The organism is Acinetobacter cumulans (genome assembly GCF_003024525.3).
GTDB lineage: Bacteria > Pseudomonadota > Gammaproteobacteria > Pseudomonadales > Moraxellaceae > Acinetobacter > Acinetobacter cumulans.
Window position 1 is genome coordinate 568,391 of record NZ_CP035934.2, and the last position, 19,259, is coordinate 587,649.

The 19,259-nt window shown below is 40.6% G+C and carries 17 protein-coding genes and 1 pseudogene; 12 read left to right on the forward strand and 6 right to left on the reverse strand.

What is annotated here, in order from left to right:
• Positions 1-50 precede the first annotated feature (50 nt).
• Both C9E88_RS02745 and radC read right to left on the reverse strand, forming a co-directional pair.
• The gene (locus C9E88_RS02745; protein ID WP_106984574.1) at positions 51-962 is read right to left on the reverse strand and encodes a bestrophin family protein; all 912 of its coding nucleotides are present in this window, start codon (positions 960-962) and stop codon (positions 51-53) included.
• A gap of 77 nt (positions 963-1,039) precedes the next feature.
• Positions 1,040-1,729, reverse strand: coding sequence for a RadC family protein (gene radC, locus C9E88_RS02750; RefSeq protein ID WP_106984575.1), 690 nt, complete (start codon positions 1,727-1,729; stop codon positions 1,040-1,042).
• Between the two features lie 112 nt (positions 1,730-1,841).
• On the opposite strand from radC, the gene coaBC reads away from it, so the two are divergent.
• The gene (coaBC, locus tag C9E88_RS02755; protein ID WP_106984576.1) at positions 1,842-3,116 is read left to right on the forward strand and encodes a bifunctional phosphopantothenoylcysteine decarboxylase/phosphopantothenate--cysteine ligase CoaBC; all 1,275 of its coding nucleotides are present in this window, start codon (positions 1,842-1,844) and stop codon (positions 3,114-3,116) included.
• A 109-nt stretch (positions 3,117-3,225) separates the two neighbouring features.
• On the opposite strand, the gene dusA is transcribed toward coaBC, so the two are convergent.
• A complete protein-coding gene (gene dusA / locus C9E88_RS02760) occupies positions 3,226-4,242 on the reverse strand; it encodes a tRNA dihydrouridine(20/20a) synthase DusA (RefSeq protein WP_106984577.1) in 1,017 nt (338 codons plus the stop codon).
• Between the two features lie 131 nt (positions 4,243-4,373).
• Here dusA and C9E88_RS02765 point away from each other — a divergent pair, with 131 nt between their 5' ends.
• The gene (locus C9E88_RS02765) at positions 4,374-5,510 is read left to right on the forward strand and encodes a site-specific integrase (protein ID WP_010115612.1); all 1,137 of its coding nucleotides are present in this window, start codon (positions 4,374-4,376) and stop codon (positions 5,508-5,510) included.
• On the opposite strand, the gene C9E88_RS02770 is transcribed toward C9E88_RS02765, so the two are convergent.
• Positions 5,476-5,772, reverse strand: a complete 297-nt coding sequence (locus C9E88_RS02770; RefSeq protein ID WP_029574588.1) for a pyocin activator PrtN family protein — start codon at positions 5,770-5,772, stop codon at positions 5,476-5,478. The two genes, C9E88_RS02765 and C9E88_RS02770, sit on opposite strands and share 35 nt — an antisense overlap.
• 149 nt (positions 5,773-5,921) lie before the next feature.
• Here C9E88_RS02770 and C9E88_RS02775 point away from each other — a divergent pair, with 149 nt between their 5' ends.
• Positions 5,922-7,091, forward strand: a complete 1,170-nt coding sequence (locus C9E88_RS02775) for a hypothetical protein (protein ID WP_227865850.1) — start codon at positions 5,922-5,924, stop codon at positions 7,089-7,091.
• Between the two features lie 47 nt (positions 7,092-7,138).
• Positions 7,139-7,264, forward strand: a pseudogene (locus C9E88_RS17730) (tyrosine-type recombinase/integrase); the annotation flags it as partial.
• Positions 7,265-7,575: 311 nt separating this feature from the next.
• On the opposite strand, the gene C9E88_RS02785 reads toward C9E88_RS17730, so the two are convergent.
• Positions 7,576-8,472, reverse strand: coding sequence for a hypothetical protein (locus C9E88_RS02785; protein ID WP_106984578.1), 897 nt, complete (start codon positions 8,470-8,472; stop codon positions 7,576-7,578).
• A gap of 463 nt (positions 8,473-8,935) precedes the next feature.
• Here C9E88_RS02785 and C9E88_RS02790 point away from each other — a divergent pair, with 463 nt between their 5' ends.
• The 5 genes from C9E88_RS02790 to C9E88_RS02810 all read left to right on the forward strand — a co-directional run bounded on the left by C9E88_RS02790 (position 8,936) and on the right by C9E88_RS02810 (position 13,645).
• Positions 8,936-9,844 (forward strand): YagK/YfjJ domain-containing protein, encoded by a 909-nt coding sequence (locus C9E88_RS02790; RefSeq protein WP_106984579.1) that lies wholly within the window; start codon positions 8,936-8,938, stop codon positions 9,842-9,844.
• 103 nt (positions 9,845-9,947) lie between these two features.
• Positions 9,948-10,226 carry a hypothetical protein gene (locus C9E88_RS02795; protein ID WP_106984580.1) on the forward strand — a complete coding sequence of 93 codons (279 nt, stop codon included), beginning with the start codon at positions 9,948-9,950 and terminating at the stop codon, positions 10,224-10,226.
• Positions 10,227-10,248: 22 nt separating this feature from the next.
• Positions 10,249-11,280, forward strand: coding sequence for a DUF932 domain-containing protein (locus C9E88_RS02800; protein WP_106984581.1), 1,032 nt, complete (start codon positions 10,249-10,251; stop codon positions 11,278-11,280).
• Between the two features lie 175 nt (positions 11,281-11,455).
• Positions 11,456-12,514 carry a YqaJ viral recombinase family nuclease gene (locus C9E88_RS02805; RefSeq protein ID WP_106984582.1) on the forward strand — a complete coding sequence of 353 codons (1,059 nt, stop codon included), beginning with the start codon at positions 11,456-11,458 and terminating at the stop codon, positions 12,512-12,514.
• A gap of 195 nt (positions 12,515-12,709) precedes the next feature.
• A complete protein-coding gene (locus C9E88_RS02810; RefSeq protein WP_106984584.1) occupies positions 12,710-13,645 on the forward strand; it encodes a recombination directionality factor in 936 nt (311 codons plus the stop codon).
• Between the two features lie 55 nt (positions 13,646-13,700).
• Here the strand turns inward: C9E88_RS02810 and C9E88_RS02815 are convergent, their stop codons facing one another.
• The gene (locus tag C9E88_RS02815) at positions 13,701-14,498 is read right to left on the reverse strand and encodes an undecaprenyl-diphosphate phosphatase (RefSeq protein WP_004281622.1); all 798 of its coding nucleotides are present in this window, start codon (positions 14,496-14,498) and stop codon (positions 13,701-13,703) included.
• Positions 14,499-14,811: 313 nt separating this feature from the next.
• On the opposite strand from C9E88_RS02815, the gene kdpA reads away from it, so the two are divergent.
• From kdpA to kdpC, 3 genes are read left to right on the forward strand one after another with little or no spacing between them, the layout of a single operon-like run.
• A complete protein-coding gene (gene kdpA, locus C9E88_RS02820) occupies positions 14,812-16,536 on the forward strand; it encodes a potassium-transporting ATPase subunit KdpA (protein ID WP_106984585.1) in 1,725 nt (574 codons plus the stop codon).
• Between the two features lie 11 nt (positions 16,537-16,547).
• Positions 16,548-18,590, forward strand: a complete 2,043-nt coding sequence (gene kdpB, locus C9E88_RS02825; protein WP_106984586.1) for a potassium-transporting ATPase subunit KdpB — start codon at positions 16,548-16,550, stop codon at positions 18,588-18,590.
• Between the two features lie 25 nt (positions 18,591-18,615).
• On the forward strand, positions 18,616-19,212 hold the full coding sequence (kdpC, locus tag C9E88_RS02830) for a potassium-transporting ATPase subunit KdpC (protein WP_227865915.1): 597 nt from the start codon (positions 18,616-18,618) through the stop codon (positions 19,210-19,212).
• Positions 19,213-19,259: the final 47 nt, after the last annotated feature.

The window sequence follows — 19,259 nt, forward strand, 5'->3', positions numbered from 1 at the left end:
AACACACGCTTTTTTCCCTCTCCATTTTGAAGAGGGATGGCTGGTAAAACTTAAAGCAAGTTGTTGTCGTGGGCTTGAATGGGGGGTGGTGTTGGTTTACCCAAGGTACCTAGCAATTCAATTTCAATGGTACGCACCATTGAATCTAGGGGTAAATCGTTACTTTGTGTACCAAAAGGTTCTTCTATTTCAGAACTTAAGGCATCTAAACCTAAAAATGTATACGCCAAAATACCCACCAAAAGAGGGGTCACTAGCCCTAAGGTTGAGCCCAAGCTAAAAGGCAACATAAAACAAAAGAAATAGACCGTACGGTTAAGTAATACTGAATAGGCAAATGGCAAGGGGGTCGTCGCAATGCGATCACAGCCTGTTTGTACCGTACTGAGCTCCATAATATGATCGTTCATTTGTGCATAGATGATGTCGGAAATTTCACCTTCTTTTAGGGCTTGCATGAGTTCCCATTGCATAAGACTGAGCGTGTACTGTGGCGCATTGACTTGTTGATACAATTGTTTAATGGCTTGAGCGCTCATACCACTGGTTTCGATGAGTTCCGTAGGGTTGGCTGTATCGTGACGTAAGCGATCGCGCAGAACATTGGCAAAGACAATCACATGTTGAATCACACGCTCACGGCGACCCTGACTGAGCATACGACAGTCACGGTCAAAGTGGCGTGCATTGGCAATTAAAATGCCCCATAAACGCCGTGCTTCCCACCAGCGGTCATAGCAGGCAGAGTTTTTAAAGCCCAAAAAAATAGACAGTACAACCCCAATTAAGGTAAAGCCGACCAAGGGTAATTCTGGGAAGTGAAAAATATTAAAATATGACAGACCACCAATAACGGTTGAGAGCAACATGACCACACCTAATGGCGGTAAAACTTTAGGTAAAATAGTTCCTCGCCATGAGAACAACAGCTTAAATACACTGGTTTGGTCACGAACAATCATATGATTAGAATCTTCATAAATTTGCTCTGATCTTCATCTTTGCTCATACCTTTGTCAATATATGAAAACGACAGTTTTTAATGATTGATGAGCCCGTGTTCAGCAAAAGAATAATTTCCCTCCTGCGCAATAATGCAGTGGTCAATTAACTGGATTTCGAGGAGTTGGCAAGCTTGATGAATTTGTGCGGTGAGCACGCGATCAGCTTCAGATGGAGATGGCATGCCAAAGGGATGATTGTGTGCAATCACGATCGCGCTTGCATGTTGTGAAATGGCATAGCGTAACAATTGATTGATCGAAATTTCACAGGAATTAACAGCGCCAAAAAACAATTTTTTAAAGTTTATTTTTCTTAAATGTGCATCGAGACACAGTACTGCAAAAACTTCTTGAGTCTCGGATAAAAATTCAAAACGTAAAAAATCAATCAACTGCGTAGAGTGATTTAAAGTCAGTGCATTCTGACTCATTTGCTGGCTAATGTAGCGTTTGCCAAGTTCTTTGACCGCCATGAGCTGTGCATATTTGGTTGCGCCGATGCCATGAAATTGGCTGAGATCACTTAAAGAAGCATTGAGGATAGGGCCTAGGCTTCCAAAGTGTTGAATTAATAACCTTGCCAATTCTACGGCGGAATGTTGTTGTGAGCCTGAGCGTAAAAAAATCGCAAGTAGTTCAGCATCGGATAAGCTTTGTGCACCTTGTTGGAGTAAGCGTTCACGAGGCCGTTCTTGACTGGGCCAATGTTTAATTGAGAAATTCATTTTTGTTAGACTTTTTTATTATGAGTTGTCGTTGTTTTTCCAAGTGCAATCTTGGGTCTGTCCATATTTAATGCTATTGTGAGCGCCACTGCAACAGATAGGAAGCCTGTTTGTGAGCTTCGACTTGAGTGTCATTCCAAATAAAAACATTGTTTTGGCTGTTACGGGTGGGATTGCTGCCTATAAAAGTGCGATTTTGGTTCGTCGTTTAAAAGACGCTGGATTTAATGTACGTGTGGTCATGACCGCCGGTGCACAAGCCTTTATTACGCCATTAACATTTCAGGCGCTTTCGGGTAATCCTGTGCATACAACATTGCTCGATCCAGAAGCAGAAGCAGGTATGGGGCACATTGAGCTTGCGCGTTGGGCGGACTTATTGCTGGTGGCTCCTGCCAGTTGTGATAGCTTGGCAAAATTTGCAGCGGGTTTGGCGGATGATTTACTTTCGACGCTTTACTTGGCGACGAAAGCGCCTGTCTGGGTTGCCCCAGCCATGAATCAACAAATGTGGGCTGCCAAAGCAACACAGCGCAATTTAAATACGCTCATTGAAGATGGCGTGCATGTGATTATGCCTGACGCAGGTTCACAAGCCTGTGGTGATGTAGGTTTGGGCCGTATGCCTGAGCCCGAAGATCTAGCAAATCAAGTGACTGAATACTTCCACCGTGCGCAACGTGCAATTGCGGAAAAATTTGGCTTGTTGGCTGGAAAACGTGTCACGATTACGGCAGGTCCAACCCGTGAAGCGATTGACCCTGTGCGCTATATTTCCAATCACAGTACTGGCAAAATGGGCTTTGCTTTGGCAGCGGCATGTTATGCTGCTGGTGCAAAAGTAACATTGTTGGCTGGGCCTGTGAGTCTGGACACCCCCAATGGTGTACGCCGTATTAATGTACAATCAGCAAGACAAATGCTTGATCACAGCATGCAACAGTTGGATCAAGGGTGTGATGTCTTTATTGCAACTGCAGCAGTGGCGGATTACCGTGTGGCAGAAGTGGCTGAGCATAAGATTAAGAAAGCAGGCGATGAGTTAAATGTTGCGCTGATTAAAAACCCAGATATTGTGGCGACGATTGCCCAGCAGGATAAACGTCCATTTATGGTGGGCTTTGCTGCTGAAACGCGCAATGTGGAAGAATATGCTGCCGGTAAATTGGTTGCCAAGAAGCTCGATATGATTGCTTGCAATGATGTATCCCGTCTAGATATTGGCTTTGCTTCTGATGAAAATGCCATGATTGTGTTTTTTGCAGAACAGTATCAAATGGAAAAGCGCGATTTAGAAAAAGCTTCCAAGCAAGAGATTGCACAGCAGTTGGTTGAGGCTATTCATGATGCATTACATCATGAAGCTGAAACAGATGAGTTGCTTTAAGCCTTCATTTCTTGACTCAACTTCGCATTACAAGCTGAAAGCTTGAATCAAAAAAGCCCTCAATGATTGAGGGCTTTTTTTAATTGGTTCGAGCTAAAGTAGAACTGACTTAAGCTTGGTGTTCACGCACATACTCTTCAGTACGCTTCATCGCATCTTGAATATTAAACAATGCTGTTTCAACATCTTTGAGTGTTTTTGCATTACCACCACTGAGTGCCTGACGCCATTTACGTGCGCCTGGTAAGTTTTGGAATAGGCCTAAAATATGACGAGTGATAATAGATAAAGGCGCGCCTTCAGCCATACGCTGCGAAATATATGGCATCATGCTGTGCATAATCTCAAAGCGGTCAGGTGCTTCCAAATTCCATAATTGCCCCATTTCTGCCAAAAGGTAGGGATTATGGTAGGCCTCACGTCCAATCATGACCCCATCAACATGCTTCAAATGTTCTTCGGTTTCGGCAAAGGTCTTAATACCACCATTAATTTCAATTAACAGATTCGGGCGCTCTTGTTTTAAGCGGTAGACATCTTCATAGCGTAAGGGGGGTACATCACGGTTTTCTTTGGGTGATAAGCCTTTGAGTAAAGCAATACGTGCATGCACAATAAAGTTATTACATCCAGTTTTGGCAACAGTGTCGACAAAGTGCAACATTTCTTCATAAGACTGCATGTCATCAATACCAATACGATGTTTAACCGTCACTGGAATATCCACAGCATTTTGCATTTCTGCAATACATTCTGCTACTAAATCAGGCTCAGCCATGAGGCATGCACCAATTTTATTGTTTTGTACGCGATCGCTTGGGCAACCTACATTAAGGTTCACTTCGTCATAGCCCCAGTCTTGTGCCATTTTAGTACAAGTTGCTAGGTCTTTAGGATTCGAACCACCCAGCTGGAGCACAATCGGATGTTCTTCTTTGTTGAAGTCTAAATGACGGTTCGCGCCACCAAATAAAATCGCGCCAGTGGTCACCATCTCTGTATAGAGGATGACATTTGGATTAAATAAACGTGCAAAGAAACGATAATCTTTGGTGGTCCAATCCATCATCGGTGCAACACTGATTCGAGGATTCTGTGTGTTGCTTGGTTTTGATAAAATACTCATTGAAAATCAACCTATTGAATCAGTGTTGTGTTGAATTTATTTGCATCTATTTCATCTTTTTTTGCTCTTTTTAAAATTTGATTTACGCCATAAATACGCCATAATAAGTAAAAATATCATAAGGCGTAAAAATGGGTACAATCACGCAGCGTAAGTTAGTCAATGGATCAATACGCTATCGTGCTGAAATTCGAATCAATCGAAAAGATTTACCAATATATAAAGAAAGTAAAACATTTGGATCGAAGAAAGTTGCAGCAATTTGGTTAGCAAAAAGGGAAGCTGAAATAGAAGAAAATCCTGAAATTTTGTTTGGTCAAGAAGATGTAATAGATCTAACTCTTTCTAACGCTATTTCGAAATATTTGGCGGAAGTGGGAGCTGAGTATGGACGAACTAAAACATATTCACTCAAACTTATTCAGAAGTTTCCAATCGCGCGGCATGTTATCACAAAAATTAAATCGACTCATATTGCTGAACACGTGGCCCTACGCAAAAAGGGCATTGAAGATCTAGGACTTGACCCTGTTGCATCTAGTACACTCCAGCATGAGTTGTTACATATTAGAGGGGTGCTATCTCATGCAGCGGTGATGTGGGATATAGATATTGATCTAAATGCCTTTGACAAAGCGACAGCGCAATTACGAAAAACACGCCAAATTTCTTCAAGTCAGAAAAGAGATAGGCTCCCGACCAATGATGAGCTGATGGCACTTACAAAATATTTTGTACAAAAATGGCGTAATCCGAACTATAGCTATCCAATGCATTTAATTATCTGGTTTGCGATCTACTCATGTAGACGTGAAGCGGAAATCACTCGAATGAAATTAATAGATTTTGACAGGCATAACAACTCATGGAAAATACGTGATTTGAAAAACCCAACGGGCTCTAAAGGGAATCATAAGGAGTTTAATGTATTACCTCAGTGTAAAAAAATTATTGAGCTTTTATCGGAGCAGGAAGTTAGAGCTAGAATGTTGAAAAGAGGCTATGGCGATGAATATCTGATACCTCTTAGTCCAAAAACAATAGGTGGTGAATTTAGAAAAGCTTGTAAGTTGCTTGGAATAGATGATTTAAAATTCCATGATTTGAGACATGAAGGGTGTACCCGTTTAGCTGAGCAAGGTTTCACTATCCCCCAGATACAGCAAATTAGTTTGCACGATTCATGGGGGAGTTTGGAAAGGTATGTATCGGTTAAACGAAGAAAACAGACCCTTAATTTTGAGAATTCGTTAGAGCTGACTTCGTAAAAATTTCATACTCTTTAGCTTGTTCGTTGTAACGTTTGTCTAAAACAAAAGCTAAGTCAAAAATATCAACTAAGTATGGTGATTTTTGACTTTCATCTATCTTGTAGCAAATAAATGGAAATTCCTTTTTTCTCGCTTTTTCTAATATTTTTGCTTTACTTAGATGGGGGTAATACATGGCTGCCACTTGTTCAAGAGTGGGAGTCATGGTTTTAAATTGCATGAATAAATAGTCTGATAAATTCATTTTTACTGTACTCATTTGGGAACCTTTTAAAAGAATGTTAATTTTTCGAATTCTTAGTACATAGAGCTAAGGTCTAGGTAACTAAATCAACTGAAATAATTGTAAATAAGATGAAATGGGTAATAATTCTGAAATAAGGGGAACTTTTTTAAGAATACACATTTATGCCAAAACTTAACGATTTTCAAAACAGCACAGTCACACTATTAGATTATTTATATTTTCATGATGTTGCAGCCATGCAGAGCTTCTCAACAGAGAAGTTAAGTATATATAGTAAGTTATTAGCTACTATTGATTCATTGGCTTATCGTAGGTCTGAGGGCATGTTGATAAGGGAGCATTACAAGCATTTGTTATTGATAGGAGTAGATTTTGAGTTAGCTTTTGGAAAGGGTGAATTAATTGAAAATGATATCTATTTTCAAATGCAAGAAAAATATCGTGCCTACCTAATTCAACAAATAGAGTCGGTGGGTTTTAAAATTGATCATTATAAGCAAGATTTAAATGAAATATTAATACAAAATCCAATTCAGTTAATTACTGGTGCTGCTGCTTTTAAAATTGTTAGTCAAGTTCTATATTTTGAGTACGATAATATAAGTATAGGGGTGCTTAGTAAATTTCTAGATTTTAATTTTTTAACACTAGCTAAATATCAAAAAAAGAATAAAGTCATCAATGAGAGTTTTTTAAATAAACTTTTCTATAGGGCGATGTTATTTCTAGAGTTTGAAGTTTTTAAAAATAACTTAATTGCAGAGTATTATTCCGAAGATCAGATTGTTAACTTAAATGATTTGGAAGATTATGAAAAAGTAGCAGCTGCCATTAAGGCTAGGGGTAAGGCCAAGTCATTAAAGGGGATTGAATATGATGGATTTTATAAGCTAAAGACTAAGAATGATCTGAAGAAGTTCCTAATAAATATTGAAGAGCGATTAGGACATAATCCCATTTTTTCAGATAGTTCGGCTAATTGGATTGCCTTAATCGGTGCATGGCATTTGATACTTAAGAAAGGTAATAATCTCGATAAACCATTGTTCAAAGAGTCCCCTCAATATGTTGTGGACTCGGATATCTCATGTGCCAAGCTCGCAAGAAAAAAATTAGCTGAATTTGGTTTCTCTGTGTCTGAAAAAACTATATTTGACTGCTATGATCGTGTCTATGAAATTTACAGGCTTATACGTATAACTATAGAGTGCTTGGTGGAAGAAAAAATGTATGGAATGAACGAAAGAGTTTTTATTCATGATTTTTACTATAATCCGAATTCTAATGCATTCTTCAAGAAGCAGTTACAAGCAGCTAAGGCTAAACTTTAAAATATTAGAGCATGCTTATTTATACAGGTTGAATGAACAAACACTGTTTGAGAGCGCTATTCAGTCCAGTTGTGAACGAATTAAATTTGTTTAATCCCGATCCCATTGAACGGCAACTTGCTCATGTGTCACAGAACAGAATTCGCTCGGCATATAACCGAGCGCAATATTAACCAAGGGGGTCAGTTTTTAAATGCCGTTAGGGGGTCATTTTTACACTACCGAGGCTTTGTTGTATAAATATGTAAGTATCTGATTTAAATAAATTTAACTTTGGATCAAAAAATAATCAAAACTTTTTAAATCATATAGTTATGAAATCTTTGTGCAACAAAGCCGTTTAAAAGTGCTTTAAGCAAAGTGAATATGAGCTTAAATCAATAAAATTTTATTAAGATACCTATTTTCATTAGGTCTGCACGCACAAACCCAATCTTAGTTATATAATGGACTAGATTGGGTGTGACTGGTGGAAAGATTATTTTTACAAATATAGGTTTTCTCCATCGACTGAACAGCATTCTTTGGCATAGGTTTCATTGATGAGTCTTTCGATCATTTGCTCTTCGGACACACCATTCTTGAAAGCTAATGTAAGCAACGCTTCTCTAGCTCTTTTGGTTAATGCGTAATAGTTAGGTTTTTTCACCTTTTTCTCCTCACGGTGCTTTTTTTGATACCACGCATTAGATAATTTTTTTCTTAGAGCATAGTGAATATTTTCATCTTCATAATAGATAATATCAAATATTGAATTAATTAAAGTCTCATATTCAGATACATGTGATGCATCTCTTCTGTATCTCCTAAATTCTGAGTTTTCATTAATATGCTTTTTAGCCCATACAAAAAAATCAGAGCATGGTGATTTAAAATGACTGTTGAATTTTGTGTATATTTTGTCAAATCGATAATATATATTTTCAATTGATCTAGAATTTTCATAATAAAAAGGGATTGTATAAGCCAGATAAAGGAGCTGGAAGTATAGATTTTTTATATCTAAAATTAAGCGATCTCCTTCTTTTTCATTCAAGACTTTGCATGCAAATTGTAAGAATCTTTGATTATCTTTAATTTTATTAAAGTCAAAAGAATGTATTGTGATTCTAGATTGAAAATCCTTTAAATCACGTAAAAAATAATAGATATCATCATCACTACTATTATTCATTTCATCAATTATAAATTTACTTATGTTCCTGAGTTTATCTAGGCTGTTCAGTTTTGCGATGTCTTTTTCTATAGCATCGTTGCTCTCCCGTATTCTGCGATTGTTATCAATATTTGGGCGATGATAGACATACAGTACCCAGATAAGATCTTCATCTCGAAGTTGTGTCAGGAATGATTTAAGATTGTCTAGTTCAGAATTGCGCATTTTGTATCCTGTTTCTAAAAAGCTTACGTCATACTTTAGGCAATAAAAACAATACCTTCTACTAAGTTTTTCGCTCTATTTCCCCTTGTTTTGCACTATATTTTTAAAAGCTTTCTACTAAGGGATAAGGGGGGTATAAATAAACAATGTTTAGGCAATATAAGTTTTTAATTTAATTTTTTTATAACTAAAATTAGGTACTAAAACGATATAGTCTAAAATTCATTTTATTCCTTAATTCTAGCTTTTTTGAGACTAGAGCCTGCATGAATTTAAGCTTAAAGCAGGGAGGAAAAGTTTTTCATGTGGAGAATAGGTACTGTACTACAGGAGGAATTTGGACTCCCTAAAGCTTTGGTTATTAATCTAATCGTTTATTAGGTAACACTTTATTGTAAAGTAAACGTATATATATACTGAATTCCCTATCTCTTATGTAACTGTCACACACATAGGTTTAAACATGAGAGTTTTAATTAATCAGGAAAAACTTACACTTGAGATTGAGAAATTTTTAAAACGTTTAAAAAGAGAACGTACAAAATGGGATGGATTCTATTCACAGCTTACTAATCTGTTATTAGACTTTAATGATATTTATGATCCTGATGATGAATACACAGGTTATCTTAAATTCTTTGTAATTCTGAGATATGACTTACAGAGAATAGACTCTGGTTATCTTGAACTTATGGACGAGTTAAAGATAATTGAGTACAGAGAGATGAGAAAATGGTTTTTAGATTTATTTGAGCTTTTCAAGAAAGATTATGAAACTATTGAAAAACAGAAAGATGAAAATAAAATTGAAGTGCAGGAATATTGTAGTTCAATACTTAATAAATGCAGTCGAATATTAGTTGCTCGTGTAGACTTGGGTTATTTGCAAGAATATTCTAGTCGAATTAGAGTTGAAGATATTTATAAGGACTTAGATATACTGCTTAACCGTATCCAAAATAAAGATGGCATATTTAAACATGTGATCGGGTATATATGGGGAGTGGAGCAAGGCGGTAAAAGTAAAGGTTTTCACTGTCACTTAGCAATCATTTATGATAATGCCTATCGTGATGGAAGCGCAGCATATTGGGGAAATGAAATTATTGAGCTATGGAGGGATATTACTAGGGATTTTGGTCAAGGCTATAATTGCTGGAACCGTGAACGTATAGCGAAACTTCGAAGAGAGAATAAGCTAGGGATCGGTGTGATTTATCGTCGTGATTCAACCCAAGTGACAAATTTCATTGAGGCAATGCAATACATTGCTGATCATCACAAACGTACTCTTCAATACTTACGTGTAAAGCCAAAAGGACGAAGAGTATTTGGTAAAGGTCAGTTAAGAGTGCAGTATGATAGACGCTAAATGAAAATAATCTCAGATATACATTATCTAGATGAAAACGAGGTTTTTAACTTTGCAAGGCTTACCAATCGGTGAGCCTTTGTCATTTCTAGAGGTATATATTATGAGTTTAAATTGTCCTTATTGTTTTTCCGATCAGGTTATTCAAGTGGTTAATCAGCAGGTGAGTGGTTCTGATTCTACAGGTCTAGCAGCATCAGCTTCGTTCGCAACCATCGGTGCATCCATTTCAAAGGGTTTACCTTTGCCTGTATCACTACTGCTTGGCGGGCTTGCAGGTGTAGTCATTGGTGGTCTATTCAGTAGTGTGTTTGATGAGCCGAAAAAGCCTATCACCATGACCTACTATCACTGTAATCAATGTCAGCAAAACTTTCGTTGAGTTAGCATAGGAGATCAAAGCAATGGCACATCAAATTGAACAAATAGCCTATGTTGGCGAAACACCTTGGCATGGCTTAGGAAATCAGCTAAGTCCGAATCAACCACTGGAAGTCTGGGCACAGCAAGCAGGGATGGATTGGCGCATCGAATCATCTGATGTCAGTTACATGGCTCAGAATGAACGTGGTCAAAGCATTATCATGCCATTTGAGGAACAGCGTGTACTGTATCGCTCAGATACTCATGCACCGTTATCTGTGGTCAGTCAGCGTTATCAGGAAGTACAACCCAAAGAGATTTTGGAGTTCTATCGTGATCTGACTGAACAATCAGGCTTTGAGTTGGAAACCGCAGGGGTTTTGAAAGGTGGGAAGAAGTTCTGGGCTTTGGCACGTACCGGGCAAAGCACTGCATTAAAGTCTAAGGATGTCAGTAATGGTTATATCTTGCTGGCTACTGCGTGTGACGGCACGTTGGCAACGACGGCACAATTCACAAGTATTAGGGTGGTCTGTAACAACACTTTAGCCATTGCTCTACGTGGACAGAGCAGTAGTGCAGGTGTAGTGAAGGTTCCACATAGTACCAAGTTTGATGCAGAGAAAGTGAAGCAGCAATTGGGTATTTCAGTTCGTGCCTGGGATGAGCACATGTATGAAATGAAACAACTCACACAGCGTAAGGTGAGTCAGCAGGAAGCCAAAGCTTACTTTGATGCCGTGTTTAATAATAGCACCATGTCAATTTCCGATCCTGAAGAAAACATCATTCAGTTTTATCGTAATGTCGCGCAGCAAGTTCAGGAGAAAAAGCCTGAACCGAATGGTCGTGCCATGAATAAAGCTTTAGAGATGTTTAATGGACAAGGACGCGGTGCTGAATTGTCATCAGCTAAAGATACGGCTTATGGTTTACTGTGTTCGATCACAGAATTTGTGGATCATGAACGACGTGCCATGAGTACAGATCACCGTCTTGATTCAGCTTGGTTCGGTGCAGGTGCGGGTTTGAAACAACGAGGATTGGAGCAAGCACTTGCTTTGATCGCCTGAAATTAATTGACTCACTTATGTCGAAATCAAGTCACCCCCAAACAAATGCTAGTCATAGCACTCATGTAACCCCCTCAATTAAAACAGCAAACAAATCGCCATGCCCGACCTCGTGTCGGGTATGGCTTTTTTATGCATTTCTTTTACAGAGATCAGAATTTATAAGGATAATTCCATGAATCAAATTGTATCTATTTCCCATCAGTCTACGACGGTAGGATCAAAGATTGTAGTCAATCCAAGCATCACCACCAAACGCTCAACAGCAGCCAAGCGATTGGTTAATACCAAAGGGATGGAATATCAGGACTGGCTTGAAGTTCGTAGGCAAGGCATTGGCAGCAGTGATGCCGCGACTGCCTGTGGTCTCAATCCCTATATGTCGATGCTGGAACTCTGGTTAATCAAAACCGGACGACAGGCTCAATCCATAGAAGATGAAAGCTCAGGTGTAGCACCGCTGTATTGGGGCAAGCAGCTAGAACCTTTGGTGGCAGAGTTCTATAGCATGCGCACCCATAACAAGGTGCGACGGATCAATGCAGTACTTCAGCATCCTGATCCCGATAAACACTTTATGTTAGCCAATCTGGATTACAGCGTAGTCGGTAGCGATGAAGTCCAAATTTTGGAATGCAAAACAGCAGGTGAGCATGGAGCAAAATTGTGGCGTGATGGTGTGCCTTTATATGTGCTTTGTCAGGTACAACATCAACTGGCAGTGACTGGTAAACAGGCAGCGCATGTTTGTGTCTTGATCTGTGGGCATGAAACCAAGATCTTCAAAGTGACACGATCAGAATCCGTGATTGAACATATTGTTCAAGCAGAACGATATTTCTGGGAATGCGTGGAAAAGGATACACCACCATCCGTGGATGCAAGTGAATCCGCAGCTAAAGCGATTCAACAACTCTATCCAGCGCATGTACCTTTAACCGTAGAGGATCTCTCGCAAAATGAAAATGCCAATTTGATGTTCGACCAGCTCATCAAAATGAAGGAAGAGATTCAGAATCAGCAGGAAAGCTTTGACCAGCTTAAACATGAAATCCAGATGATGATGCAAGACAAGGAAAGGGCAGTCTTTGCAAATGGCTCAGTAGTCTGGAAGAAAGCTAAGGACTCTATCAGTCTCAATACCAAAGCATTGCTTCAGCACCAGCCTGAACTCATCGAGCTTTATCCACTTCAAAAGCAGGGCAGTCGTCGATTCAACATCTATACCGACTAAGCCCGATCCACAGCACCCAATCGAAAATTCACAAAAATCGCTCCCCGCTCTCTACCCTTCGGTAGAGAGCAAATCGGTCGCGATTTCTGTAGCACTTTATCTGGCTCTACATTCTTTGGGTAACTTATTTGGTCCTTGTTCTGACCTACATACATAGACCCAAATTTGTAAGGTAATACATTAAGGAATATCAACATGATTAAAGGTTTAGCTATTACTCCACCAATTCTGGGGCGTATCAGTATCGGTCGTATGATCGAAAAGAATGGTAAGCGATTGCCTGAAAAAGATGACCAGTTCACCATTACTTCTCAGATTCAAAGCAAAGAAGGCTGGGTGAAGCATCCACTGGATGAACAGCTCCGAGCGAATGCTCCGAATCAAAAGCTACGCTCAATCCCCGTCAGAATGATCTTCAATGATCCTGATCTGAACTTACGCGCTGAATACACCTTATTTGACCGACAGACCGGTCGTCCCGTCTGTGTCGGTAATGGAGAAACCTGCCAACGTTTAACCAATCAAGGCGTGGAGCAACATCCCTGTCCATCCCCTGATTTATGTCCATTGGCTCAAGGAGGGAGCTGCAAGCCCTACGGGCGTTTGCATGTGAACTTGGATGAATCGGATGAATTTGGAACTTTTATCTTTAGAACCACGGGTTTTAACAGCATTCGAACTTTGGCTGCACGGCTGAGTTATTACCATGCGGCATCAAATGGTTTGTTGTCTTGCCTCCCATTGCAGTTGATATTGCGGGGCAAGAGTACGACACAGAGTTATCGTCAACCAGTGTATTACGTGGATTTAACTTTAAGGGAGGGGATTAGCTTGAATGAAGCCATTATGCAAGCGAAGCAAATGGATGAGCAGAGTAAGCAGGCTGGGTTTTATCAGGAGGCTTTGGACTTTACGGCAAGGAAGGGTTTTGGGAATGGAAGGATGGACGTAGACATGGAGGAAGGCTTGGAGGTAGTTAAGGAGTTTGATATAGATGAACTTATTGAATCTGAACCCCTGCAAACTAGAACCAAAAAGGGATCTAAATCAGGGCCTAAGTTCCATCAGGGAGAGGGTGTTGTACAAGAGATTCAGAAAAGCTTGCAGCAGAATGTACGGGTTGTAAATTAAAAAAACTTAAAGAGAACAGCGAGTTCTCTTTAATTTATTTATTTTTTTGCTTGTATTAAAAAATAAATAAGATGATTGAACCTAATACCAAACGATACCAAGCAAAAACTTTTAAAGTATGTTTTTCTACAAATTTAACCATGGCTTTTACCACAAGCAAAGCTGCGATGAATGCGGTTACAAAGCCTACGGAAATATTCAATAAATTTTCTGAAGTTAAAACATCAACGTTGCGAAATATGTCATAAGTAGCGGCACCAAGCATTGTTGGTATGGCAAGGAAAAAAGAAAATTCAGTAGCTGCTTTACGTGATAAACCCGCCAACATCCCCCCAATAATGGTTGCACCAGACCGTGAAGTCCCCGGAATCATCGCAAGACATTGAACCAAACCAATAACAATGGCCTGTTTGAATCCAATATTGGTTGCCTCAATGGTTTGGACTTTAAAATTTTTAGCTTCTACAGCAAAAATTAACAGTGCACCAATAATCAGTGCAGATGCAACAACCGAAGGACTGAATAAAACTTGTTTAATAAAATCAACAGCTATAACTCCGATCACTACTGCAGGAATAAATGCAATGAAGACATTTATCGCAAAACGTCTCGCATGGTAATCACCTGATATAAAACCATGTAGTAGATTAATAATTTTTTTACGGTAGAGCCAACAAACGGCTAAGATTGCGCCCAGTTGAATGACAACTTCAAAGACACGGCCTGAGTCTGAATGAAAATCAATTAAATGGCCAAATAAAATTAAATGACCAGTACTGGAAATGGGTAAAAACTCCGTTAAACCTTCTATAAAACCTAAAAATAAGGCTTTAAGTACTGAAATTATATCCATAAATAAAGTGAGTCACAGAATAATAATAGCCATCACTTTTAAGATATTTTTCTGCATTTATAAATTCACTGAGCCAAATTTTTACGCTTTCTTTACGCGGCATCCAAAGTTATGGATAGAGACTTTACGGTTTTATTTTTCATACTAGATAGTGGAATATCCCAATACTTAGGATGAAAAACATGAGTGCGGTCATTCACGCGCATCAGCAGGTACAGCATCAAAAAAATTGCGTTGTACAAAACAATCAAAATATATCTTATTTCAACTTCTTTAAGCAGATTTCAGCTCTGAAACATAGGAGTGAAATGCCATGTTAGAGTTTGCTTTGCTTTTAGCCATCGTCTTTGTTCTGGCTTATCCCTTGGGTAAATACCTCGCAGCAATTATGCACAACCGCGATATGAAAATTGATCCTCTATTCAATTGGATTGAAAAGCCCATTTACGCGGTTTTAGGAATCAATCCCAAACGGGGGATGAATGTCAAAACCTATTCATTCAATTTTATCATGAGCTGTGCAGTGATCGGTTTAGTGACTTGGACTCTATTTATGGTTCAAGCCAGCCTGCCGTTGAACCCAAACCATGCACCGAATATGTCATGGGATTTGGCGCTGCATACCATGATTTCGTTTCTGACCAATACCAACCAGCAGCACTATTCAGGACAGGTGCAACTGTCATATTTATCGCAAATGGTCGGCATTGTCGGCTTGCAGATCATCACGCCGATGATGGGCCTGGCGATGGTGGTGGCTACAGTTCGAGCACTGTTCTACAAACAATCCAATGCACTTTCTGAAACCGATCAACAGACCAGCTTTAAGCATAAAGTGCAACAAATTAATATCGGCAACTATTGGGCCGATGTGATTCGTCCGACGTTCCGCTTTCTGATTCCTTTATGCATGGTTTGGTCATTATTGCTCACTAGCCAAGGCGTACCATCGACTTTTCAAGGCGGCCCAGAAGTTCAAGTCATCGACCAAAGCAGCGAATTAACAACGCAAAAAATACCTTTAGGCCCTGTTGCGCCCATGGTAGCAATTAAGCAATTGGGCAGTAATGGTGGTGGCTGGTATGGTCCGAACAGCAGTGTACCTTTGGAAAATCCTACACCATTGTCAAACTTTCTGGAAATGCTTGCGATTTTACTGATCCCTGTTTCGGTGATTTTTATGCTGGGCTTTTTCACCAAACGCGCCAAATTCGCAGGCTTGGTCTTTGCTTCAATGCTGCTGATGTCGATCATTTCTGCGACTAGCGCTATCTGGTCAGAAAGCCTTTCATCGACTTCGACATTGCTTTCCGCCATGGAAGGTAAAGAAGTGCGTTTTGGCGAGGCATCATCTGCTTTGTGGTCAGCGGTCACCACCCAAGTCAATAACGGCTCAGTGGATATGATGCATGATTCATCTGCACCGCTCACAGGTATGGTGCAATTGTCCAATATGCTGATCAATGCCATTTGGGGCGGGATTGGCTGTGGTTTACAGCAATTCATTATTTATCTGTTTTTAGCAGTCTTTATTGCAGGCTTAATGACCGGCCGCACCCCAGAATTGTTTGGCCGCAAAATTGAAGCCGGTGAAATCAAGCTGCTCGCTGTTGTGATTTTGATCCAACCCATCGTCATTCTTGGTTTAACCGCAATAACTGTATTTTTTCCTGAATTGACGGGCAACAGTAATCCGCAATACCACGGCATTTCTCAAGTGCTGTACGAATATGTGTCTGCATTTGCCAACAATGGCTCAGGCTTTGAAGGGCTATCAGATAATACCGTGTGGTGGAATGTCACATGCGGTATTGCTTTATTGCTCGGCCGTTTCCCGACATTAATTATTCCTTTAATCATCGCTACACGTTTAGCTGCCAAACGCCAAGCACCTGAAAGCAGCGGCAGTTTAAAAGTCGAAACGCCAACATTCGCACTGACTTTAATCGCCATTGTGGTGATGTTGACCTTATTGCAATTTATGCCAGTCCTGGTCTTGGGGCCAATTGCTGATCATCTGTTATTGGTTCAAGGTTAAGGGTGAGTACAATGAATCATTCAAAACAAACTGTTCAAACACAGCAAAACACTATCGCTTCAACCTTATTTCAAGCTGAATCATGGAAAAATGCCTTTATTAAACTGCTACCGCAGCATGTGATTAAAAATCCGGTGATGGCCATCGTTTGGCTTGGGACGCTGATTACACTGGTTAGTACAATTTTGGGGCAAGCCAGTCTGGTTTTTGGCTTATTGGTGACATTGATTTTATTTGTGACTGTTCTCTTTGCCAATTATGCTGAAGCCCTTGCCGAAGCTAAAGGCCGCGGGCAGGCGTCATCCCTGCGTCAAGCGCGTCAAAATTTGACGGCGCGCCGGATCCATTCTAAAGATGATATGGATGGGGTGCAGATTTCAGCGGCTGAATTGAAAATGCATGACTTGATTGAAGTGCGTGCAGGGGAGTTCATTCCCGCAGATGGTGAGATCATTCAAGGCTTTGCTACGATCAATGAAGCTGCTGTAACAGGTGAATCTGCGCCGGTACTGCGTGAAGCGGGCACGGATAAATCAGGGGTGATTGGGGGAACCAAAGTCTTAACCGACCGGATCATCGTTCAAGTGACGGCAGAGGCGGGAAATAGTTTCCTTGATCGAATGATTGCTTTGGTCGAAGGCTCAAACCGTCAAAAAACACCGAATGAAATAGCTTTAGGTATTTTACTGACCGTGATGACTGTGACTTTTATCATCGTCGTGGTCAGCCTGCCGTTGATTGGACATTTCCTGCATATTGAAATCAGCCCGATTTTATTGGTGGCGCTATTGGTTTGCTTAATTCCAACCACCATCGGCGGTTTATTGCCAGCTATTGGAATTGCAGGGATGAACAGAGCGCTCAAAGCCAATGTGATTGCCAAATCAGGCAAGGCGGTTGAAGTTGCAGGCGATATAGATGTTTTACTACTCGATAAAACCGGAACTATTACTTACGGTGACCGTCAGGCGACTGCTTTTTATCCCTTAACAGGAGTGACGGAGTCTGAACTTCGCCAAGCGGCGGTACTGACTTCTTTGGCCGATCCAACGCCAGAAGGTAAATCGGTGGTTGCTTTGGCCAAAGAGCAAGGTGAAAGAGTGGCCGAGCCTGAACAGGCTGAATTTATCGCTTTTAATGCGTCCACACGCATTTCAGGCCTTAACTTGGCGGATGGTCATCAAGCGCGTAAAGGCGCTATGGATGCCATTCTTAAATTCGCTTCGCAAAACCTTGAAAATCATGCCGAATTGAAAGCGCGCGTAGAACAAATAGCTTCAAAAGGGGCAACGCCGCTGGTCGTGGCTAAAGACCAGAATTTGTTGGGTGTCATTGAACTATCAGACGTGATTAAGCAAGGCATTAAAGAAAAATTTGCGCGCTTACGTGAAATGGGCATTAAAACTGTGATGGTGACCGGAGATAATCCGCTCACAGCAGCGGCCATCGCAGCAGAGGCTGGTGTGGATGATTATATCGCTGAAGCGAAACCAGAAGATAAACTCACATGCATTCGAACCGAGCAAAACAAAGGACATTTGGTAGCGATGGTCGGTGACGGTACTAATGATGCACCGGCGTTGGCCCAAGCAGATATTGGCTTAGCCATGAACTCGGGAACGCAAGCAGCCAAAGAAGCAGGCAATATGGTGGACTTAGATTCTGATCCAACCAAATTGCTATCTGTGGTTGAAATAGGCAAACAGCAGCTGATTACTCGCGGTGCATTAACCACCTTTTCCTTGGCGAATGACGTATCAAAGTATTTTGCAATTTTGCCGGCATTATTCGTCGCGGCAATTCCGCAAATGCATGTGTTAAATGTCATGCAACTAGGCAGTTCTGAAAGTGCCATCCTGTCTGCGCTGATCTTTAATGCGATCATTATTCCTCTGCTGATTCCAATTGCACTGCGCGGTGTGAAATTCAAACCTTCGACATCTACCCAATTATTGCGCCGCAACATGCTGATTTATGGTGTGGGCGGGGTGCTGCTACCGTTTATTGCCATTAAAGCGATTGATCTGCTGATCAGTCCAATCTTGGCCCTATAAATTTTTTGAGGATGACAAAGTGAATATGCAAAATCATCAATTGGCAGACTCATCATGGGGTGAGAAACTGCGCGCTTCGTTTGGAATGACCATCATTGCTCTAGGCTTATGCGGCTTTGTATATAGTGCTGCTGCAACCAGCTTAGGACAAATGCTCTTTCCAAAACAAGCCAACGGCAGCTTGATTGTCGAAAATAATCAAGTGATCGGTTCACGCTTAGTGGCACAGCCTTTTGTCCAAGTTCAATATTTCCATCCGCGTCCATCTGCCGCAAATTATGATCCTATGGCGATGGCCGGAAGCAACATGGCGAGAACCAATCCTGAACTGCAGAAAGCCATAGAGGAACGGCTGAATCGAATCGCAGCGAAGGAACAGATTGAAAAATCTAAAATTCCTGCGGATCTGGTCACCGCTTCAGGCAGCGGCATCGACCCTGAAATTAGCGTGCAATCAGCCATGATTCAAGTGAAGCGGATTGCCCATGCACGGCATATGCCTGAACAGAATGTCGAAAAACTGATTCAGTCGCATACGGTTCAGCCGATTTTTGGGATTTTAGGGCAGGCACGTGTCAATGTGCTTGAATTGAATTTGGCTTTGGATCGGGGCGGGAAGTGATATGAATGGCTTGATGATTAAAATATAGTGATTGAAAGCTATTGAAT

What these genes read in the sequence shown, in the direction of transcription:
- C9E88_RS02815 (WP_004281622.1), bottom strand. Translation starts at nt 14,498, where the DNA reads ATGGATATAATTTCAGTACTTAAAGCCTTATTTTTAGGTTTTATAGAA.
- C9E88_RS02770 (WP_029574588.1), bottom strand. Translation starts at nt 5,772, where the DNA reads ATGAGTACAGTAAAAATGAATTTATCAGACTATTTATTCATGCAATTT.
- C9E88_RS02800 (WP_106984581.1), top strand. Translation starts at nt 10,249, where the DNA reads ATGGCACATCAAATTGAACAAATAGCCTATGTTGGCGAAACACCTTGG.
- C9E88_RS02805 (WP_106984582.1), top strand. Translation starts at nt 11,456, where the DNA reads ATGAATCAAATTGTATCTATTTCCCATCAGTCTACGACGGTAGGATCA.
- C9E88_RS02765 (WP_010115612.1), top strand. Translation starts at nt 4,374, where the DNA reads ATGGGTACAATCACGCAGCGTAAGTTAGTCAATGGATCAATACGCTAT.
- dusA (WP_106984577.1), bottom strand. Translation starts at nt 4,242, where the DNA reads ATGAGTATTTTATCAAAACCAAGCAACACACAGAATCCTCGAATCAGT.
- C9E88_RS02810 (WP_106984584.1), top strand. Translation starts at nt 12,710, where the DNA reads ATGATTAAAGGTTTAGCTATTACTCCACCAATTCTGGGGCGTATCAGT.
- kdpB (WP_106984586.1), top strand. Translation starts at nt 16,548, where the DNA reads ATGAATCATTCAAAACAAACTGTTCAAACACAGCAAAACACTATCGCT.
- kdpA (WP_106984585.1), top strand. Translation starts at nt 14,812, where the DNA reads ATGTTAGAGTTTGCTTTGCTTTTAGCCATCGTCTTTGTTCTGGCTTAT.
- C9E88_RS02745 (WP_106984574.1), bottom strand. Translation starts at nt 962, where the DNA reads ATGATTGTTCGTGACCAAACCAGTGTATTTAAGCTGTTGTTCTCATGG.
- C9E88_RS02795 (WP_106984580.1), top strand. Translation starts at nt 9,948, where the DNA reads ATGAGTTTAAATTGTCCTTATTGTTTTTCCGATCAGGTTATTCAAGTG.
- C9E88_RS02785 (WP_106984578.1), bottom strand. Translation starts at nt 8,472, where the DNA reads ATGCGCAATTCTGAACTAGACAATCTTAAATCATTCCTGACACAACTT.
- kdpC (WP_227865915.1), top strand. Translation starts at nt 18,616, where the DNA reads ATGCAAAATCATCAATTGGCAGACTCATCATGGGGTGAGAAACTGCGC.
- C9E88_RS02790 (WP_106984579.1), top strand. Translation starts at nt 8,936, where the DNA reads ATGAGAGTTTTAATTAATCAGGAAAAACTTACACTTGAGATTGAGAAA.
- radC (WP_106984575.1), bottom strand. Translation starts at nt 1,729, where the DNA reads ATGAATTTCTCAATTAAACATTGGCCCAGTCAAGAACGGCCTCGTGAA.
- C9E88_RS02775 (WP_227865850.1), top strand. Translation starts at nt 5,922, where the DNA reads ATGCCAAAACTTAACGATTTTCAAAACAGCACAGTCACACTATTAGAT.